Origin of the sequence: Rhodoferax sp. (assembly GCF_014859475.1) — a bacterium.
Lineage (GTDB): Bacteria > Pseudomonadota > Gammaproteobacteria > Burkholderiales > Burkholderiaceae_C > Rhodoferax.
In genome coordinates, this window is record NZ_JACUUE010000332.1 from 1 (window position 1) to 1654 (window position 1654).

1 protein-coding gene is annotated in these 1654 nt (G+C 64.0%); it reads left to right on the forward strand.

Translation table 11 applies throughout. The features are described 5' to 3' along the window. Positions 1 to 164 precede the first annotated feature (164 nt). The coding region (locus IBX54_RS14990) for a M48 family metalloprotease (RefSeq protein ID WP_296543448.1) at positions 165 to 1654 on the forward strand (1490 nt) is incomplete at its 3' end.

A 1654-nucleotide genomic window follows, 5' to 3' on the forward strand; every position in this document is an offset into this window, starting at 1 on the left:
TCGCAGTGACGATGTCGCTGTTCAAGGTCCGTTTGCGGTATCGGACCAGATACGGGGGCTCACAATGACGACTTTCTTTCATCATTTGGGGTGCTTGAGTTGCCATGACCGTTAGACATATGGGCACAATGGCCACTGTGATAGGTCCAAAAGGAGAATCCGACATGTTGCAAAAATCAAAGTTCCGCTTCGGTAGGCCCCTGTTGTGGGTTGCGCTGCTCACGGCGTGTGGTAGCCCCATCGTGAACCCGGTCACCGGCCGTGCCGAGCGCTCGGTGATGAGCGAGCAAATGGAATTGACCGAGGGCGCCAAGGCGCACCAGCAGGTGCTGCAGGAATACGGCTTGGTCAAGGACGCGCGGCTGCAAGCCTATGTGAATAACCTGGGCCAGCGTCTGGCCAAACAGTCGCATCGCGAACAGTTGCAGTGGCACTTTACCGTGCTCGACAGCCCCGAGGTCAATGCTTTTGCGCTGCCGGGTGGCTATATCTATGTGACGCGCGGCATCATGGCTTACCTGCAAAACGAGGCCGAGTTGGCCGGCGTGATTGGCCATGAGATCGGTCATGTGACGGCGCGCCACGGCGCCCAGCGCGCCACCCGCCAGCAGGACGCCGGACTGGGCGTGCTGGCCGCCAGCGTGCTCGGGGTTGTGCTGGAAAGCCAAGGCGTGAGCGGCGCGGGGCGGCTGGCCAGCGAGCTGTCGCAAACCGTGGCGTCGGGCTACATTGCCTCGTACAGCCGCGACCAGGAACTGCAGGCCGACAAGCTGGGCGCCGAGTACCTGGCACGCACTGCCTATGACCCGCGCAACATGGTCAACGTGATCAACTCGCTGAAAAGCCAGGAGCGTTTTGCCGCTGACCAGGCCCGTGCTGAGGGCCGCGCGGCCCCTGCTTCTGGCAGTTGGCTGGCGTCGCACCCGAGCAACGACCAGCGGCTGCAGCAAATCAGCCAGCAGGCTGGCCAGTTCAAGGGCAAGTATGCTGACGATGGCCGCATCCGCTATCTACAGGCCATTGCCGGGATGCGTTTTGGCGAGAGTGCCGAGCAGGGCCTGACACGCGGCCAGAATTTTTACCACGCTGACCTGGGCATTGCCATCACGGCACCAGCGGGCTGGAAAATCCAGAACGAGCCCAGCCAGCTGGCGCTGGCCAATGCCGCCCGGGATGCCGCCCTGATGATCCAGGTGGCCCCATCGAAGGCGGGCACCACGCATGCCGACATCATTCGCAGCCTGCTCAAACCCAGCCAGGGCCGCACCGAGCGTCTCAAAATCAATGGGCTTGCGGCCACGCGTTTTGTCGGCAGCCGCGCCACCAACCAGGGCCAGCAGGCGATTGATGCCACGCTGGTGACCGGCCCCCGAGGCACGGTTTTTGTGATGGTGCCCGCTAGCAAAAATGCCGCCGCACTGCAGCGGGCCAGAGCCGGTTTGGCGCAGGCCCAGGGCAGTTTTCGGGCCATGACGGCGCAAGACCGCGCCGCCGCCCGGCCCTGGACCTTGCGCACCACGGCTTATCCCGCGGGCGGGTTTGCCCAGCTGGCCCGGCGCTCTCCGCTGCCGCAGGCCGAAGCCCAGTTACGCCTGATTAACGGCTTTTACGGCGGCGGCGCGCCCAAGGTGGGGCAGTGGGTGAAGGTGGTGGA